The 16,545-nt window shown below is 42.6% G+C and carries 18 protein-coding genes; 8 read left to right on the top strand and 10 right to left on the bottom strand.

Translation table 11 applies throughout. The features are described from left to right. Positions 1-238 precede the first annotated feature (238 nt). On the top strand, positions 239-1,600 hold the full coding sequence (locus tag ACO03U_RS00280) for an MFS transporter (protein ID WP_204684908.1): 1,362 nt from the start codon (positions 239-241) through the stop codon (positions 1,598-1,600). 86 nt (positions 1,601-1,686) lie between these two features. Here the strand turns inward: ACO03U_RS00280 and manA are convergent, their stop codons facing one another. From manA to ACO03U_RS00265, 3 genes are all read right to left on the bottom strand, one after another. Continuing rightward, positions 1,687-2,640, bottom strand: coding sequence for a mannose-6-phosphate isomerase, class I (manA, locus tag ACO03U_RS00275; RefSeq protein WP_161869912.1), 954 nt, complete (start codon positions 2,638-2,640; stop codon positions 1,687-1,689). Positions 2,641-2,709: 69 nt separating this feature from the next. Then, positions 2,710-3,759 carry a serine hydrolase domain-containing protein gene (locus ACO03U_RS00270; protein ID WP_204684910.1) on the bottom strand — a complete coding sequence of 350 codons (1,050 nt, stop codon included), beginning with the start codon at positions 3,757-3,759 and terminating at the stop codon, positions 2,710-2,712. 160 nt (positions 3,760-3,919) lie between these two features. Further along, positions 3,920-4,756: a VOC family protein gene (locus tag ACO03U_RS00265; protein WP_204684912.1), complete on the bottom strand. Its 837-nt coding sequence runs from the start codon at positions 4,754-4,756 to the stop codon at positions 3,920-3,922. Positions 4,757-4,998: 242 nt separating this feature from the next. Here ACO03U_RS00265 and ACO03U_RS00260 point away from each other — a divergent pair, with 242 nt between their 5' ends. Together ACO03U_RS00260 and ACO03U_RS00255 are read left to right on the top strand one after the other, a co-directional pair. After that, positions 4,999-5,202, top strand: a complete 204-nt coding sequence (locus ACO03U_RS00260; protein ID WP_204684914.1) for a helix-turn-helix transcriptional regulator — start codon at positions 4,999-5,001, stop codon at positions 5,200-5,202. A gap of 52 nt (positions 5,203-5,254) precedes the next feature. Next, positions 5,255-5,641 carry a hypothetical protein gene (locus ACO03U_RS00255; protein WP_204684916.1) on the top strand — a complete coding sequence of 129 codons (387 nt, stop codon included), beginning with the start codon at positions 5,255-5,257 and terminating at the stop codon, positions 5,639-5,641. A 360-nt stretch (positions 5,642-6,001) separates the two neighbouring features. On the opposite strand, the gene ACO03U_RS00250 is transcribed toward ACO03U_RS00255, so the two are convergent. Then, positions 6,002-6,403 carry a DUF4430 domain-containing protein gene (locus ACO03U_RS00250; protein ID WP_204684918.1) on the bottom strand — a complete coding sequence of 134 codons (402 nt, stop codon included), beginning with the start codon at positions 6,401-6,403 and terminating at the stop codon, positions 6,002-6,004. Between the two features lie 363 nt (positions 6,404-6,766). Between ACO03U_RS00250 and ACO03U_RS00245 the strand changes: the two genes are divergently transcribed. Next, on the top strand, positions 6,767-7,291 hold the full coding sequence (locus ACO03U_RS00245) for a hypothetical protein (protein ID WP_204684920.1): 525 nt from the start codon (positions 6,767-6,769) through the stop codon (positions 7,289-7,291). Between the two features lie 67 nt (positions 7,292-7,358). Here the strand turns inward: ACO03U_RS00245 and ACO03U_RS00240 are convergent, their stop codons facing one another. Then, complete coding sequence (locus ACO03U_RS00240) at positions 7,359-8,414, bottom strand: aromatic acid exporter family protein (RefSeq protein ID WP_423104351.1); 1,056 nt, start codon at positions 8,412-8,414, stop codon at positions 7,359-7,361. Positions 8,415-8,997: 583 nt separating this feature from the next. On the opposite strand from ACO03U_RS00240, the gene ACO03U_RS00235 reads away from it, so the two are divergent. Beyond that, complete coding sequence (locus ACO03U_RS00235) at positions 8,998-9,300, top strand: rhodanese-like domain-containing protein (RefSeq protein WP_161869905.1); 303 nt, start codon at positions 8,998-9,000, stop codon at positions 9,298-9,300. A gap of 281 nt (positions 9,301-9,581) precedes the next feature. Here ACO03U_RS00235 and ACO03U_RS00230 read toward each other — a convergent pair whose 3' ends face one another. After that, positions 9,582-10,769 carry an AI-2E family transporter gene (locus ACO03U_RS00230; RefSeq protein WP_204684922.1) on the bottom strand — a complete coding sequence of 396 codons (1,188 nt, stop codon included), beginning with the start codon at positions 10,767-10,769 and terminating at the stop codon, positions 9,582-9,584. Continuing rightward, positions 10,759-11,133 (bottom strand): PTS glucitol/sorbitol transporter subunit IIA, encoded by a 375-nt coding sequence (locus tag ACO03U_RS00225; protein ID WP_204684923.1) that lies wholly within the window; start codon positions 11,131-11,133, stop codon positions 10,759-10,761. The genes ACO03U_RS00230 and ACO03U_RS00225 overlap by 11 nt, the downstream gene beginning before the upstream one ends. 351 nt (positions 11,134-11,484) lie before the next feature. On the opposite strand from ACO03U_RS00225, the gene ACO03U_RS00220 reads away from it, so the two are divergent. The 3 genes from ACO03U_RS00220 to ACO03U_RS00210 are packed head-to-tail and all read left to right on the top strand — an operon-like array spanning position 11,485 to position 13,131. Next, positions 11,485-12,510: a lactonase family protein gene (locus ACO03U_RS00220; protein ID WP_204684924.1), complete on the top strand. Its 1,026-nt coding sequence runs from the start codon at positions 11,485-11,487 to the stop codon at positions 12,508-12,510. Between the two features lie 57 nt (positions 12,511-12,567). Beyond that, positions 12,568-12,912 (top strand): hypothetical protein, encoded by a 345-nt coding sequence (locus ACO03U_RS00215; RefSeq protein ID WP_161869901.1) that lies wholly within the window; start codon positions 12,568-12,570, stop codon positions 12,910-12,912. A 57-nt stretch (positions 12,913-12,969) separates the two neighbouring features. Next, positions 12,970-13,131: a hypothetical protein gene (locus tag ACO03U_RS00210; protein ID WP_202625852.1), complete on the top strand. Its 162-nt coding sequence runs from the start codon at positions 12,970-12,972 to the stop codon at positions 13,129-13,131. Positions 13,132-13,805: 674 nt separating this feature from the next. On the opposite strand, the gene ACO03U_RS00205 is transcribed toward ACO03U_RS00210, so the two are convergent. The 3 genes from ACO03U_RS00205 to sufB all read right to left on the bottom strand — a co-directional run bounded on the left by ACO03U_RS00205 (position 13,806) and on the right by sufB (position 16,479). Further along, on the bottom strand, positions 13,806-14,237 hold the full coding sequence (locus ACO03U_RS00205) for a hypothetical protein (RefSeq protein ID WP_204684925.1): 432 nt from the start codon (positions 14,235-14,237) through the stop codon (positions 13,806-13,808). Positions 14,238-14,438: 201 nt separating this feature from the next. Beyond that, positions 14,439-14,750 carry an MGMT family protein gene (locus ACO03U_RS00200; RefSeq protein ID WP_423104350.1) on the bottom strand — a complete coding sequence of 104 codons (312 nt, stop codon included), beginning with the start codon at positions 14,748-14,750 and terminating at the stop codon, positions 14,439-14,441. A 337-nt stretch (positions 14,751-15,087) separates the two neighbouring features. Then, positions 15,088-16,479, bottom strand: coding sequence for a Fe-S cluster assembly protein SufB (sufB, locus tag ACO03U_RS00195; RefSeq protein ID WP_161869927.1), 1,392 nt, complete (start codon positions 16,477-16,479; stop codon positions 15,088-15,090). Between the last annotated feature and the right edge of the window lie 66 nt (positions 16,480-16,545).

The raw sequence follows: 16,545 nt of genomic DNA, 5'->3' as shown, positions 1-16,545 counted from the left end.
AACGTTTAAGGTATTTAAACGTAATCTCCACAGTCCTTCTTGACCTCAGCAAAAAATTCTTTTAAAATAGCTAACGTAATCGTACAGATAACACCGCTGCCTTAGCAGTTGGTGTCGAGAGAGAGGCGGTTTCTATGAAAATAGAAGCCTTCCTCTCTTTTTTGCGTCTTCACCTCCTGCTACTGCCTTTGAGGCTGGTTATCTGAACGCGAAATTTTCTATGAACGGAAGTGGAACTATGAACAAAGAACTAAAACTTCTCCCGGCTGTGTTGGCCACAGGAATCATGGCCTTCGCTGGGGTTTTGATTGAAACCGCCATGAATGTCACCTTCCCCACCTTGATGACCGAATTTAAAATCTCTACCAGTGGGGTGCAATGGGTCACGACGATTTATCTACTGGTGATTTCCATCATCGTCCCTTTGTCCACCTATCTCTTAAAAAATATTTCCCTAAGGCATTTATTCCTCACAGCTAACCTGTTTTTCATCCTTGGTTTGGTGATTGATTATCGTTCACCGAATTTTGCCTTTTTGCTGATTGGCCGTTTAGCCCAAGGAATCAGCACAGGCATTGCCTTACCGTTGATGTTTCATATCATCTTGACCTATTCCCCTTTAGAAAAGCGGGGTGCCATGATTGGTCTCGGAAACTTGACTACTTCGATAGCGCCAGCAATTGGCCCGACATATGGTGGCATCCTGACCTCCACGACAGGGTGGAAGGCAATCTTCCTTTTTTTGATTCCGATTCTTTTACTGGCTTTAGTAGTCGGTCTAAAAGCGATTCCCTCACTACCCGTCAGCAAAACTAGCACCATGGACTGGTTCAGTCTCTTAGGCATCGCTTTGATGTTCAGTGGCTTCTTACTATTTTTAGAGCAACTGACAAGTTTGACCGGAATCGTCGCTCTACTTGTTGGGATTGGCGGCTTCATCCTCTTTTATCAGCGGTCTGTCAGCGCACGCAATCCCCTCATTCATTTGCAAGTCATGAAAAACGCCGCCTATCGTCGTTTCTTGCTAGGCTTTCTCCTTTGCCAGTGCTTATTATTAGCCATCAGCTTTGTCTTACCAAACTTCGTACAAATCGTCTTAAAAAAAGATGCCTTTACAGCTGGTTTAATGATGTTGCCTGGTGCTGCTGTGGGCGCCATCTTAGCGCCTCTTTCCGGTCGTCTGTTAGACCATATCGGCCCCAAAAAGCCGATTATTAGCGGCTTGCTTTTGGCAGCTATCGGTTGGTTCGGCTTGCTTTGGCTCGTCGGCAGTCCTGTCTTGCTGGGGTTTGTAGCAGGTCATGTCTTTTATATGATCGGGATTGGCCTTTCCTATAGCAATCTGATGACCACCGGTTTAAGTGCCTTGCCACAAGCTGCGTATACAGACGGCAATGCCATCTTCAATACCTTACAACAGTTTGCCGGTGCAGTAGCTACTGCCCTCGCTGCTACCGTCATCAATCAAGCACAACGCCATGCCACAGACTTCCAACAAGGAACGATTTTCGGCTCACAACTCGTATTAGGCAGCTTATTGGTCTTGTTACTACTAGTTTTACTCCTAGTTACCATACAATTTCATAAACATCCTCGCTAAGAATGGCTAAACACAATAAAAAACTCGCCTCACCTAAACGCTTACGCAAGCCTAGGTGAGACGAGTTTTTTTAGAATAATAGAAAATTATGCTTTCATACCAGGTTCTGAAGCAATAATGTCGCAATTGCCTTCGATTTTCCAGTTAGCAATGCCATTAGGAATGATGCAACTCGTCCCTTTTGCCATATCGTAGCTTTGACTGTCAATGACTAATTTACCAAACCCATCAACCACAGTCATCAAAGTGTAAGGTGCCCCAGCTTTCAAATCCAAACTCCCCCGCACTTGCCATTCGTAGACATTGAAGAAGTCCGTTTGTAAATAAGTCACTACTGAAGAAGCCCCGTGTTTGACTTCACTGATGTTCAGCTCAGGGGTGCGGGCAGGAACTGTCGTTACGTCGATGGATTGTTGGATGTGCAATTCCCTTAGATTGCCTTGATCATCCCGCCGATCATAGTCGTACACGCGGTAAGTCGTATCAGAACTTTGTTGCGTTTCCAAAATCATGATCCCTTTGCCGATAGCATGGATTGTTCCAGATGGCACGTAGAAGAAATCGCCTTTTTTGACTGGCACGCGGGTCAACAAATCATCCCAACGCCCTTCTTCAATCATGGCTGCCAACTCTTCTCGGGTCTTTGCATTGTGGCCATAAACGATTTCAGCACCCGGCTCAGCGTCGATGATATACCAGCATTCAGTCTTGCCAAGTTCTCCTTCATGTTGTTGACCATAGGCATCGTCTGGGTGAACTTGTACCGATAGTTCATCTTCCGCGTCCAAAATCTTGATTAACAATGGAAAGACTGCTTCAGGTTGGTTGCCAAAAAGTTCTTGATGATTCTTCCACAAATCATCCAAGCGTTGGCCGGCAAACTCCCCATTTTCGATGACACTGACCCCATGAGGATGAGCAGAAATTGCCCAATCTTCACCAATTTTTTCAGAAGGCAAATCAAAGTTAAAAACCGTATGAAGTTTGTTGCCTCCCCAGATTTTTTCTTGGAAAACAGGTTTCATAAATAATGGTTCCATGTGCTTAAAAACCCCTTTCAAAATAACGCCGCAAACTACGACTTTTTCTCGTTAAACAAATCCAGTCCATTATAGCACTTTTTCGCTAAATGCACCCCGTTCTTTTTGATACTGGGCAATTATTTCATCCCGTTGAACAATATAGGCCTCTCGTTGGTCTTGCAAGTGGACGCGATTGCTCAGAAAAACAAATGCTTCACCACTAGCGACATCCACCAGCAAAAAAGTACCAGTATAGCCAGTGTGAAATAACGCCGGCTGACCAGTAGCCGCTCCACCAGCTCGCAAATCCCATCCTAAGCTACGATGGCCTCGCCCATCAGGTGTTTGGTCTTGTAACAACATTTGGATGGTATCAGGTTTTAAAAACTGCGTCCCATCTGGCAACACCCCCTTAGCTAGAAGCATCCGACTAAAAATCAACAAATCGTCAACATCAGTAAACAGTCCCGCATTGCCAGCATGTTCTTCTAAAACCCGAGCTTTGGGATCATGGGTCACACCTTTTAACAAGCGGCCATCTGCCAACAGCGCAGTCGGCACCACATCTGCTAGTTCCTCAGCGGTTGGTAAAAAGCCACTATGATGCATCCCCAACGGTTGCAACACTTCCTGACGAAAAATCTCAACTACCGGTAATCCACCAAAGATTTCCTCCAACATAAAGCCCAGCAAAATCGTCCCAGCATCCGTGTAAACAACTTTTTGACCCAAATCTGCTCCTGGTTCCAGCTGCAAATAGGCTGCCCGCAAGCCCCTTTTATCCAGCTGATCCCGCTGCGGAATCCAAGTCCGAATATCAGAAGTATGCGTTAGCAGATGACGAATCGTAATCTGGTCATTACCAAAAGCTGGCAAATAATGTCGCAAGGGCTGATCCCAATCAATCGTTCCCGCTTCCCACAATTTCAATAAGACTGTTGTCGTACAGATGACCTTCGTTAATGAGGCCACATCGAAGCGTTTAGCCGCCGTCATGGTGACTTCTTGTTCTAATACCTGAGCCAGACCTTCTGCTACCACCTCTTCACCAGCGCCGTTGATAAAACCATAGACGACACCTGGATAGACGCCACGTAACCGCTTGTCAGTTATTTGTTTTCTGGTTTCTGGATACATCGTCTTTGCTCCTTTGATTCTTCTTCACTTATCTTCTTGACGTTTGAAACGTTAGCCCTTCGTTATCAAAAAAAACTTAGCCAGCATCAAAGGGCAAAACTACCGTAAACTGTTAAACACGGTGAGTTCTGCCCTTTTCATCATTATGCCAAGTCTTTGATTAGTTATTTACAAACCACCATTCAACACCCGTAGGATCATAAACAGTGACGATTGACCCTTTTTTGTCTTTATAAAAAGGTTGACCAGCGGCAGTTAAATGTTGTGCTAGTGTTTCAATGTCTGCTGCCGTCACACGAAACTTCAAAAAGTCCAAGCCCAAGACTTGATCCGTTGGTAGCTCCACCGTACCACCATGGGCTTCACTCAAACCTACATGAAAACGCCCTTCGTTCAGCACATGGATTCCCCGACTCTCATCCCGAATCGCAAAGCCTAAGATATTTGCTAAAAAGTGGCCTTCCTCTGCCAAATCAGCAGTATTCAAGTGTACTTTATCGAAATAAACCGCTTCGGATAAGACTGGGTATTCACCAGTAGCCTTGGTCATAAGCTTAGCCACATCCAAAGGCTCGGGGTTAATCACCGTGTTTTGCTCTTGCTCAGCCCCGTAGTATAATTCCAACTGATTCCCTTCAGGATCTCCCAACAAGATCCCCATCACCCCTTCATCATACAAAGCATTTTGAATCGGGTAATCCGCTTGTTTAATACGGCCTAAAATATCCTCTAATTCTGCTTCAGTAGGAATTACCAAACAGAAGCGGCGTAATTTTTTCACTTCGCCAAAATGGTCCTCAGCCCGGGGGCTTTCTTCAAGCCATAAACTTTCATTTTTGGCTGCGCTATTGCCCATGATGGCTAGCTCATTTTCTTCTCGTTTCAACGTGAATCCGATGATATTCCGATAAAAATCAATCATCTGATCACGGTTTTTTACACGTACTGCAACTGTTTCAAGCTGCGTTTCCTTCCCCAATTTAAATTCCACGGTCATCCACGCTCCTCTGCCTTCATTCTACATGACAATTTCCCATTCCGGCAAATTTAAACCCTCGCTCTCCAGGCAGCGACTAGCAATCGACAACGAAAGTTATTTTGTAAAGATATCTTTACACCGATTTTTTGTTATGTTATGCTTTTTTTGTAAAGATATCTTTGCAATCAAAAAAGTCCCACGTATAGTAAAAGCATCACCAACTTTGAAACTAGCTTGCATGTAATTGGAGAGGAAGACAGATGGCTGTTATTAATTTCATTAAAGAATACCGCAAAGAACTTGGGCTGTCGCAAGAAGAATTGGCCCTTGCTGTAAATGTCTCCCGCCAGACCATTTACGCCATCGAAGTAGGGAAATACAATCCTAGCCTGGAACTATCCTTAGGGTTAGCCCGTTTTTTTGGCGTCACTGTCGAAGCTTTGTTCAAACTAGAAGATGAATAACCATTCGCAAGATAACTAAAACCAAATAAAGATTAGACAAGGAGGATTCATGATGAAAATAATTCATACTATGGTAAGTCGACTCTATCCAGTAGTATTAGGTGCGGGGATTGCCTACATACTTTTCCAGCCAAACAGTCGTTTTTTCTTAAATCCGTTCTATTGGATTGCTCTATTGATATCCGCTTTTTTAGTCGCCTTCCGTCAGCGGAAAAATCCTGTCAAGCCTCCACGTTCCCAAGATGAGCGCTATGTGCAAAAGAGTAATCAATTGTTGACTTATTGGACCTTGACCGCTCTCACCATTGCGACGTGGCTTTTGGTCATGGTAGCGAATCAAGGCACCAACGTTATACCGATCAGTTATTTTGCCTATGGAGTAGTAGCATATGTCGCCGGTTGGATAGTGATAGAACTTTATATTCACTTTGTTCCTTAACCACAAAAGCTAGACTCGTTCGTAAAGCCAAACATAATACCCTAGTCTAAAAAGTAAAACGAGCTTACTTTCAGAAATGCCTCCCTGTGATTTTTGGTACATTAGTCTTTCGGGAGGTTGTAACGTTATAAAACATAGACTATGAGCAAGCCGGCCGGTCTAGCTACCGTCAACCCAATTCCTAGGTTGCTAAATTTTACCTTTTTCAGGCTTCACAATGTCGGCATGATAGGTCACTTAATTACTGATACTTCAGGCTTTTGGAGCTTATTTTTTATAAGTTCTTTATCTATAAAAAAGCACTAGCCCCTGTTAAGATAGCGACTAAGACGTCATCTTAACAGGGGAACTAGTGTTTTTTTACATTTTTTTCAAATCAAAGACGACTTGATCACCAGCTTTTAAAAGATAGTCTTTGGCCCCTACGACCGCGTCTTTGCCATTGACTTGGTAAAGCCAATACTTCCCTTCATCGGCATTTTGACTTTCCCCATCGATTTCAGTGATGAAGCCCTCGTTATCCTGGATTTCAAAATTAGCTGATAAAGCTTGATAAACCGAGGTTCCAGTGGTAACAGTCACTTGCTTGCTAGCGAATTCTTTACCTTCTACTTGCAATGTCAACGTGACCGCCAACTCTTGGGATCGCTGGCTTGTATTGCTGGTAACTTCCGTTGTTTGTGGACTTCCCCCGGTACTACAAGCAGATAAGACGCTAAGCACCAACAAACTTGCTACCGCAAATCGTGTTTTTCTTTTCATGGACTCCCCTCCTTTTTGGTTATTGTACTCAAAAGCTTGCAAAAGAGCCAGTCCCCCATGGAAAAGCGCCGCTGCTCCCCATAAATTTCATCAAAGCTCCCAACTTTATTCACGCTTTCTCCTCCCTTGGCAATTGCATTTCTCTTGGGCAATGGTAAAATGAAGAGACCGCTTTGAGGAAATCTAACCTGTTTGCCCTGCTTTTTTCCTATGATTGGCAATAACGTCCTACTTCGGGAAAAGCTACAGCGGTGGAGCCAATAGCTCGGTTAATTGACAGTAAAGTAAAATCAGGACCGCCTTGCCAGGTGGCCTGAGTTTTCTACATTGAATCATCCATACATCCGGAAGAAGGAGTCAAAAATGAAAACCGTCATTAAAGAAACCCTTGCCCAAAAGCATGGCAAAGATAAAGTGAGCTATTTTTTCTACGCTTATAAAGGTGTATTTATCGCCATTATTGGTGTCTTATTGGCAGTTGGGTTTATCGTCTATAGCTATGCCACAAAACCCGTCACGATTTTCAATGCAAGAGTCATCACCGAAGCCAGTAAGGATGCTTCCTTAGTTCCTGCTTTACAAGAAAGTTACGACAGTTTATTGCAACCAGTAGGCAAAGAGCAGATTACAGTTGAGTACACCAATATCGATGATGTCCAAAGCAATCAAGTCTTCGCCAATCAACTGGCGGCCCAAGAATTTGATATCATTTGGATGGAAGAAAGTCTTGTGACTGATTTTGTTAGCCGTTACGATACCGACAACGTATCGGCAAGTGACCTGACTTTTCAACAGGATGGTAAAACCTACGTTGGTCGGATCATGCCTCACGCCCCCCATCCAGAAGCCCTTGCAAAAATCAAAAAGCTGTATCAAACCGAAAAATAACCAGGCTTCAGTCGAAGGAACGTTTTCCTTTGCTGAAACCTGGTTGTTTTTTTATAAATACAGTTACTTAATTGGGTACTTTTTCCCGCAAGGATGACAACCCACTGCTTTCTTGTTGCTGTTGTTGCGGAGTCTCTAAGCCAGCTACAAATCGCTGTTTGAATTTCAAAAACTCTTCCAAGTCCATCAAAATATGATACAACCGCGCTTTACTAACAAACTCTTCCCGGGATTCTGGTAAGTTTTCCTCTTGAATTTTTAAGACCAAATCATCCAAGTGATGCAGCTGCGCTTTGGGTGCCGCCACCACAGGGAGATGTTCGTTTATTTCTCCTAAAAAATCAGCGATAATTTGCGAATCACTTTGAAATACGCGAATCTTCTTTATTTCGTAGTGTAGATTGTGCAAGACACTACATTGTTGCAAACGCATTTCAAAATAATCAACATAAAAATCATCTGTTAGCGGGAGCCGATTTTGTTGATAGTCAAAAGCTGATTTAGCATAGGTCAGGAGGTCTTTTTCCAATTGAATGATGTCTTCCCAAACGTGATTATCCAGCTCAGGATCCCTTAAATAAGCAGCTAATTTAGTCAAAACCCGCTGCATCCTCAAATCTATAGCTTTGACCGACTGCTCTAGGTATTTCTTTTGGGATTCATAATTTTGAAAATAATTCACCACAATCGCAATCACCAAACCAATCGCCAAGAGTAACAGTTCATTGAGAATCGCCTCATTATTGATGGTGCGCTCAGGATTGTGCAACAAATGACTTACCACCACCGCATTGACTGAAAGGGTGGCTAGTAAATTGCGCACATTCAAGAAAAAAGTGACCACCACCATGACAATCCCGTAGCTAATCCACTCAGAACCCACAAGCCCTTGCATCAGCCAACAGAGGAAAACCGTCGCCAGAAAAGTCACGATCCGATATAAGCCAAGGCGCAACGTTTCTCTTTTGGTACTAGCAATGGTTAGTAAGGTGATAATCCCTGCCGAAGAAGAATATTCCAATTGCAGTAATTCCGCTAAATAGATGGATAAGCCACTGCCAATTCCAATCTTCAAGGCATACCACAGGTGATTATCAATCGTTAAACGTCGTAAAAACATCATCAAAAAAGGCCTCCATTTCTTGGGGGTCGCCGGCGTCTAGCACAACTTGTGACAAAGGTTACATAGGTCTACTTCTAGTGTACTCGATTTTTAAGTTGATGAACAGAAATTTACAAGCGCTTTCAATTATTTTTTATTTCTATATTTAAACAATTGGTCTATTCCATAAAAGACCTCAACCAAAATTTCCTTGCCTTTTTTACTAAAGAAAGCCTCCTTCTGACCTGCTCCTCATCAAAGAGAGAAAACGTCCCAGTCCACTTACAGGAAGGGTGGGGATTTTAAAAATTCCTTAACCCCAATGACAGGATCGTAATTCAAATATTGCAGAATCTAAAAAATTGTGTAAAACACTCGTAGGCATATCATAGCGTTTAAAATGGTGTGCTTATCACCATTTTCATTTTCTATAGCTTTTTAAGACAACCCCTTTCGTTTATTTTTAACCATTTTTTATCAAAAAAATAATAAGATATGATGATAAAGCTTGCCATCGATTTATTAGAATGCATCAAAACAATTGAAATATTTGCCAATCTGAAATAAGATTTGGTCATCATATGAGAAGAAAGTTGGGAATAAAATGAATTCAATTTCAGTGCAGGACTTCGCATTGCAAATGAACAATCCAGACGTGGTCATCTTGGACACTCGCGACCATGGTGCTTTTGAAGAAAATCATTTGCCACAGGCAGTTTCTATGCCAGCGACAAGTTTACCAAATCGGTTATCAGAACTAGACAAAGACAAAACATATTTTATCTTGAGCCATTCCGGCCGCCGTTCAGAAATCTTGGCAAACTTTTTGACAGATAACGGTTTTAACGCTGTGCACGTGATTGGTGGTATGCGAGCTTACCGTCACGTTGCCGCCACAGTGGCCTAAATCAACAAATGGGAAGCCACTGTTGCTGACGCTAGGAAGCTCGGCTACGACAGCACTCGACTTTCCCTTAGTCTAGCAATATCAGATGCTAGACCAGCTACACAACTGACTGATTATTCCATAATTGAGTCGGTATTTCAGGACTGCGATCTCGGCTAGGCATACGCAGTCTCAGCCTATTACGCTGCCTTAACTAAGTACACCCATCGATCCACTTAATAATCAAAAGACCGCAAGCATCCTGACTTAGATATCAGTCAAAGGATGCTTGCGGTCGATTTTTATTGCTCTTCTTTCAGCGGAGGGGTTTCTTCCTCTTCTTTGTAATAATACTGGGAAACTTCTTGATACCATTCAAAAAGATGGGTAACTAACACTTTGGCTGCTGCATAGACGGGAATCCCAAAGACCACACCCACCAAGCCAAACAACTTGCCAGAAGTCAATAATACCAATAGGATGGTCACCGGATGAATGGCCAACTGACTGCCTAATACTAACGGTGAAATAAACCGACCTTCCAGAGTCTGTTCGATCACAAAAACAATCGCGACTTTCAAGATCATAAACGGTCCTGCCACAATCGCTAAAAAGACTGCCGGAACCATCGCCAGAAACGACCCCAAGTACGGTATCAAATTCAAAATTCCCGCCACAATGCCGAGGGTTACTGCATAATCCAAACCGATAATTGAAAAGCCCAAAATGAACATCAGAGCCACCGCAAAAGCGACGGTCAGTTGCCCGCGAATGTAAGAAGAGACTTGCCCATTCATCTCGGTGATCACGTTTAGAGTCGGTTTGCGCCAATTATTTGGTAAAAACTGCACCACATAAGGCGCTAATTTCCGCCCATCTTTCAACAAATAAAATAAGATGAAGGGGAAGGTCATAATTGCTACCACCACAGAAGCTACGGCACCAACAAAGCGACCAATGCCACTGATGGTACTCTTGGAAAAGTTTTGGATGAAGTCCGTCAACCAACTCATCAAACGATCAGAATAACTTTCGATTTGCGTCTGAAACTGTGAAAAAATTGGATCGCTGAGAATCTCCCGCGCTTTCTCATCAATGGTATCCAAATAGTCTGGTAAATTATTGGCAAAACTGACACTTTGCTCCTGGATTTTTGGCACGATGACCACTACTCCCCAGACAATCAGCCCGATAACCACTAGAAACAATAGGATAATGCCATAAATCCGCTTCATCCCTTTTTTCTCTAGATAATCCACCGCTGGATTCAACAGGTAATAGAAAATACCTGCTAAAACGATTGGCAAGGCCACTACTGCCATAAACTGCCAGATTGGATCAAACAGATAAGAGACTTTCGTAAAGGCATTCAAAATTAAGAGCACCAGCAAAATAATCAATAGTGCTGTCACTACTTGATTGTTCAAAAACCATTTCCAGAACCAGGAATTTTTGCGAGCTCCTAATCCTTCTCGTGGCTTACGCTCCATGATTCACACCTCCTGGATAAACAATCTGGTCCCCCGCCTTCAATTGTGGCAATGCATAAGGGAAAAGATAGATACCATTAGGGATATTCACTTCTCCGGGTACCGGTGCAAAAAGCAATACCGTATGGGCGATTTCTTGCAGATTTTTTGCTGCCAGTCGTCCCACGTGTTCAATCGTATAGGTCTGCTCTCCCAACACCAAGGAATCCCCCTCTTTTAGTGAAATCCCATATCGATCAGGTATTTCCTGAATAATAGCGTACGGTTTCAACCCAGCTGTCGCTTTCGGTCCGAAAAGAATCAACATGTTATCTTCTGGCTGATACGCCTCATTGCCGATTTCAATAATTTTTGCCTCAATCATGCACGACACTCCTTTGTTACGCGTTATTTCATTTTCCCACTTTATCGTCGTTGCGCCTTTATAAAAATGGCTGTTGCTCCTTCGCCTCTAGTAAGTAGCCTCTGACGATAATTCTTATTTTGCCATAAGCAATTATGTCAACGTTTTTCTTGCTATTTTTAGTATAGCACAAGGACACTTATATCCGGCGTTTTCAGCTAATTATGTTACAATAATGGAAGAAAACAACCGAAAGTTCTTGTTTTTGAAGCAACGTCACTTAGTTGGCTATACCTTCAGCTAAGACGCTTTCAAAGATTTTCTCCAACTCTTACAAGAATTTTCAATGACATTAAAAAGGAGCTTCTCAATATGAAACAGACTCTGATTTTGGGCACCTATACCCGCCGCAAAAGCCAAGGAATTTACCAGATTACCTTGGATACTGACGATGAAACACTGACTGACCTTCAGTTAGTCGTACCAGAAACAAGTCCTACTTACTTGACGAAAAGTGCCGCTGGTCGCCTTTACTCCGTCACCTCTGTGGAAGACAAAGGCGGCTGTTCAGCTTACGACACAGATATGCATTTTTTAAATGCGGTCACTGAAGATGGCGCCCCTTTGTGTTATGTCGCCGTCGATGACAAACGTCACCTGGTCTATGGCGCCAATTACCACAAAGGGGAAGTCAATGTCTACAAACTAATGGAAGACGGCCGCTTAGTCGCTGCTGACTCGTTGTATCATGATGAACCTTGTGGCAGTCATGAAAACCAAGACAAGCCACACGTTCATTACACCGACTTAACACCAGATGATCGCCTTGCCGTTTGCGATTTGGGAACTGATCGCGTCTATACCTACGATGTTTCTTCTGAAGGCAAATTGACCGAAGTCGCCGTTTATATCGCTGAGGATGGTACTGGACCGCGACACCTGGCCTTTCATCCTAACCATGACATCGCCTATCTCTTTGGGGAACTCGACAGCACCGTGACAGTCTTACGCTATGAAGCTGCCACTGGTAGTTTCACCCAATTACAAAAAATTTCCACCTTACCAAGTGATTTTAACGACTTCAATGGTGGTGCGGCAATTCGGGTGTCTTCTGACGGACGCTTCGTCTATGCATCAAACCGTGGTCACAACTCCATCGCAGTCTTTGCCACTAACACTGACGGCACCCACTTGGAATTACAACAATTGATCGCTACAGAAGGGGATTTCCCACGGGATTTCAACTTGGATCAAACAGAAAACTTCCTCATCTGTGCCAATCAAAATAGCGACAACCTAACTCTTTATCGCCGCAATCCAGAAACCGGTCAGTTAGCTCTCTTGGAAAAAGATGTTTTCGCTCCCGAAGCTGTCTGCGTCTATGTTCCCAAAGTCTGATTGCCTCTGCTGATATCTCTAGAGAAAACTTGTATCATCCAATAAAGGAGGAAGTCCATGTTTACAAAAACACCTAGCGAATTGTTATTGAAAGATTTTTCCAACCTACTGAATAAATGTCAATCTTGCTATGATTTGGTCACCAATCGTCGCTACAACCAATATTTGGCCATCTTAACCACAGCTGAAGCCTATGCTCTCGCAGAAAAAGCCTACATTCGTTGTGACCAAAACCTAGAACTTCAAACCAAAGAAGTTGCAAGCTTTGTCAACGCCTTCGATGAGTTTTACTTTGAACTAAAACAAATCCTCTTTCATGACAATGATGACTTTGAGACTTTCCGTACCAGCCTCGAACTGATGCAGCGAGAATATGAAACCTTGACGGCAGTTTTTAGCTAATTTAAACTATGATTGTCCGTTCCAAAAAAGGATAAACCAAAGATGAGGTGAAGCACTATGGATCAAACAGAAATCCGCCAACGACTAAAAGAAGACTTGGGTATCCCTCGCTTTGAAGGAAAGCTGGAAGACAAAGAGTATACCGAAGAAGAATACCAAAAGTTAAAAGCTGATTTACTCCAGTACTTCAAAGATTATATCCACGATACCGAACATTAAACGATACTTTTCTATTTGGTTACCCGACCAAAGAAGAAAGGCTGAAAAAACTCCTTCTGCTTTCAAAAATTCATAGATACTCGACACATGATGCACGATACCATGAGACGATTTTGTATGAACGCAAAAAAGAAGGAGTTTGTGAAGTCCACCCTAGTTAGAACCTTAAAAGGACAAGTCCCCAGATGACTTGTCCTTTTTACTTTTTACTAGACAATTATTTTAGATCCCGCAGCTTTCTTCAGATGGTTGTATTTTATGAAAAAAAACGTTTTTTTATCTTTTTCTAACAAGTAAATAGAATTGCTAAAGATAAAACATAAAAAAATCATTTATTATCCCTATGAATAACATTTATAAAACTAATAAAAAAATCTTTTTCGCAATATATCCCAATAATTTTTGTAATTATATATTCATCATCTCGCTATCGAGTTAACTTGTTGCTCTTATCCAAATAAAGCCCCATACGCTCTTAATATATCTAGTATAAGATTCTTTTGGACACAAAAAAACCACCGGGTTGGTTAGGTCCGGTGGAAAAAGGAGTAATTACTCTTTAACGGAGTAAAATGAAAAATAAAAAGGTTGTTGTTGGTTATGTATCTACTATAACCGGCAACCACCTTTTTTTCATAAAAATAACGTTATATTTAAATTAGATAACTCTCGTTTTAACGACCAAGCAACAATTTTGTCATCCGTTGAATAGCAAAACTGATTTCATCTGTCGCATCATCTTGTTTTTTTTCAGAAGCATCAAAACTTGTGACATCAATTGTTTCACCTTGCAAACTGGCAATCATCTCTTCGCAGCCAGCCACATACTTCTGATACGAACGCTCGAATTTTTTATGGATACCCAATACTTTTGCTGGTGGTCGTAAGCGGGTAATTTTTTCCAGCATCGCTTGATATTTATCCGTACCTTCACGGAAAGTGGTTAACGTCTGTGCCATTTGTTCAGAAGTCAGCTCTTGCAGTTTATTCTCATCAATGGCTTGGCGAATCACTTCGTAGTCTGGATTCATAGTTTCGCCGATCTTTTCGGTATCTTGAACAATATCATTGATGGTCTGTACATAGTAGCCCAAATTTGGTCTCACTGATTAATCCCTACTTTCATTAAGATAGTTTCATTGTAGCGTTTTTTTCTCCCACTGGAAAGCCCTAGATAAAGGATCGTTAATTCAACGACTAGTTTTGGATTGACTCCGATTCAGCTTTTATCCTTATCAATCTGGTTTAATTTGACCACAGCAATCTTTGTCTTATTAATCAGATGATGCTTTCTTACTATTCACCTATTAAAGATCACCTTGCCACTGATACTGCTTTAAATCGACCTGCCTATTTGATTTAAAGCCAACCCCTTCTCCAGCTAATAAATCAGGCTGCTGTGGCCAACTCGAAGCACACATCCCCTGACTATTGACCACTCGGTGGCAAGGATAACTTCCATAGAAATCAGCTTGGTGTAGGACTCTCCCAACCAGACGCGCATTTTTTGGATAACCTGCCAGTTCAGCAATTTGGCCATAAGTAGCAACCTTACCCGAAGGAATCTCTGCAACGATTGACAATATTAAAAAAGCAAAATTTTCATCCATTTTTGCCATCAACTCATCCTCCTACGAATTCCATTATAGCTGATATTTACCAACCGAGTGCTCCAACGTAATTGAAAAGTATCAATAGCTCTTCTTACACAAATCTTCGCTCAGAACTCACACAGATTCTAGAATATCCCATCATAGATTCTGTAGAAACGTTCGCTACTAAAGGGCACTTATTATTAGAAAAGGTCAAGCTTATTTTTGAATAGGCACTGACAGTAGAGGAGGGATGAGATTTTCTTCTTTCACTCAAAAAAGCTAGGATTGGCCTTATCCAGCCTCTCCTAGCCCTTCCAATTAAGATGATAAGTCCCTTTTATCGTATAAAAATACTCCGAGGTTAGCCCACGCTACCTTCCATCTCCATACTTATCAACCGATTCATCTCGACTGCGTATTCCATCGGTAGTTCTTTCGTAAAGGGTTCCACAAAGCCCATGACAATCATTTCAGTGGCTTCTTGTTCGCTGAGGCCACGACTCATAAGATAGAAAAGCTGATCTTCGGAAATCTTAGAGACTTTAGCTTCGTGTTCCAAGGTCACATCGTGGTTCAAAATTTTGTTATAAGGAATCGTATCTGATTTCGATAGATCATCCATAATGATGGTGTCACACTCGATGTGAGATTTTGAGCCAGCTGAGTTTTCAGCAAAGCGGACTTCCCCACGATAGTCCACCTCGCCCCCATCTTTGGAAATCGATTTAGAAATAATGGTGGAAGAAGTGTCTTCAGCGTTATGGATCATCCGGGCACCGTTATCCAAAACGATTCCTTTACCGGCGACTGCGATACTCAGCATGGTCCCACGAGCACCGCGACCGTTCATATAAACGCTTGGGTATTTCATGGTTGCTTTAGAACCGAGGTTGCCGTCCACCCATTCCATCGTGGCGTTTTCGTAGGCCACGCCACGTTTTGTTTCAAGAGAGTAGACGTTATTAGACCAGTTTTGGATGGTGGTATAACGCATGTAGCCGTCTTTTTTAACAAAGACTTCCACCACAGCGGCATGGAGTGAATCGCTGGAATAAGTTGGCGCTGTACACCCTTCGACATAGTTGATGCTGGCACCTTCGTCGACGATAATCAAGGTCCGTTCAAACTGTCCTGTGTTGGCAGAGTTGATCCGGAAATAGGATTGAATCGGGATTTCAGTGCGGACACCTTTTGGTACATAGATGAAGGTGCCACCAGACCAAGCTGCGGAGTTCAAGGCAGCTAGTTTGTTGTCTCGGGGAGGAACCAAAGTGCCAAAGTATTCTTTGAAGAGTTCCGGGTATTCTTTGAGGGCCGAATCCGTGTCGGTAAAGATGATCCCTAATTCTTCAAACTCTTCTTTCATATTATGGTAGACCACTTCCGATTCGTATTGGGCAGAGGCCCCAGCGAGGTAGGCCCGCTCGGCTTCGGGAATCCCCAAACGTTCGAAAGTGTTTTTGATATCTTCCGGTACATCCTCCCAGTTACGGGCTTTGTTTTCAGAGGAACGGATAAAGTAATTGATTTTATTGAAATCCAATTCACTGAGATCCGGACCGTATTTAGGCATAGCCATTTCATTAAAAGCTTCTAAGGACTGCAAACGGAAGTCCAGCATCCACTCAGGTTCGCCTTTTGCGGCGGAAATTTGGCGGATGACTTCTTCTGACAAGCCATCACCAGTAGTAAAGACCGGTGTGACATCATCGTGAAAACCATATTTGTATTCTTCTGATTCAGGTAAAATCATGTCAGCCATGTGCTGTTTCACTCCTTCAATAAACGACGGCTTAACTGTCTGTCATTTGCTTTCTCG

The sequence above is a fragment of the Enterococcus diestrammenae genome, assembly GCF_049384045.1.
Lineage (GTDB): Bacteria > Bacillota > Bacilli > Lactobacillales > Enterococcaceae > Enterococcus_C > Enterococcus_C diestrammenae.
The sequence above is the reverse complement of the archived record's forward strand: the minus strand, read 5'-3'. Positions and strand labels throughout refer to the sequence as shown.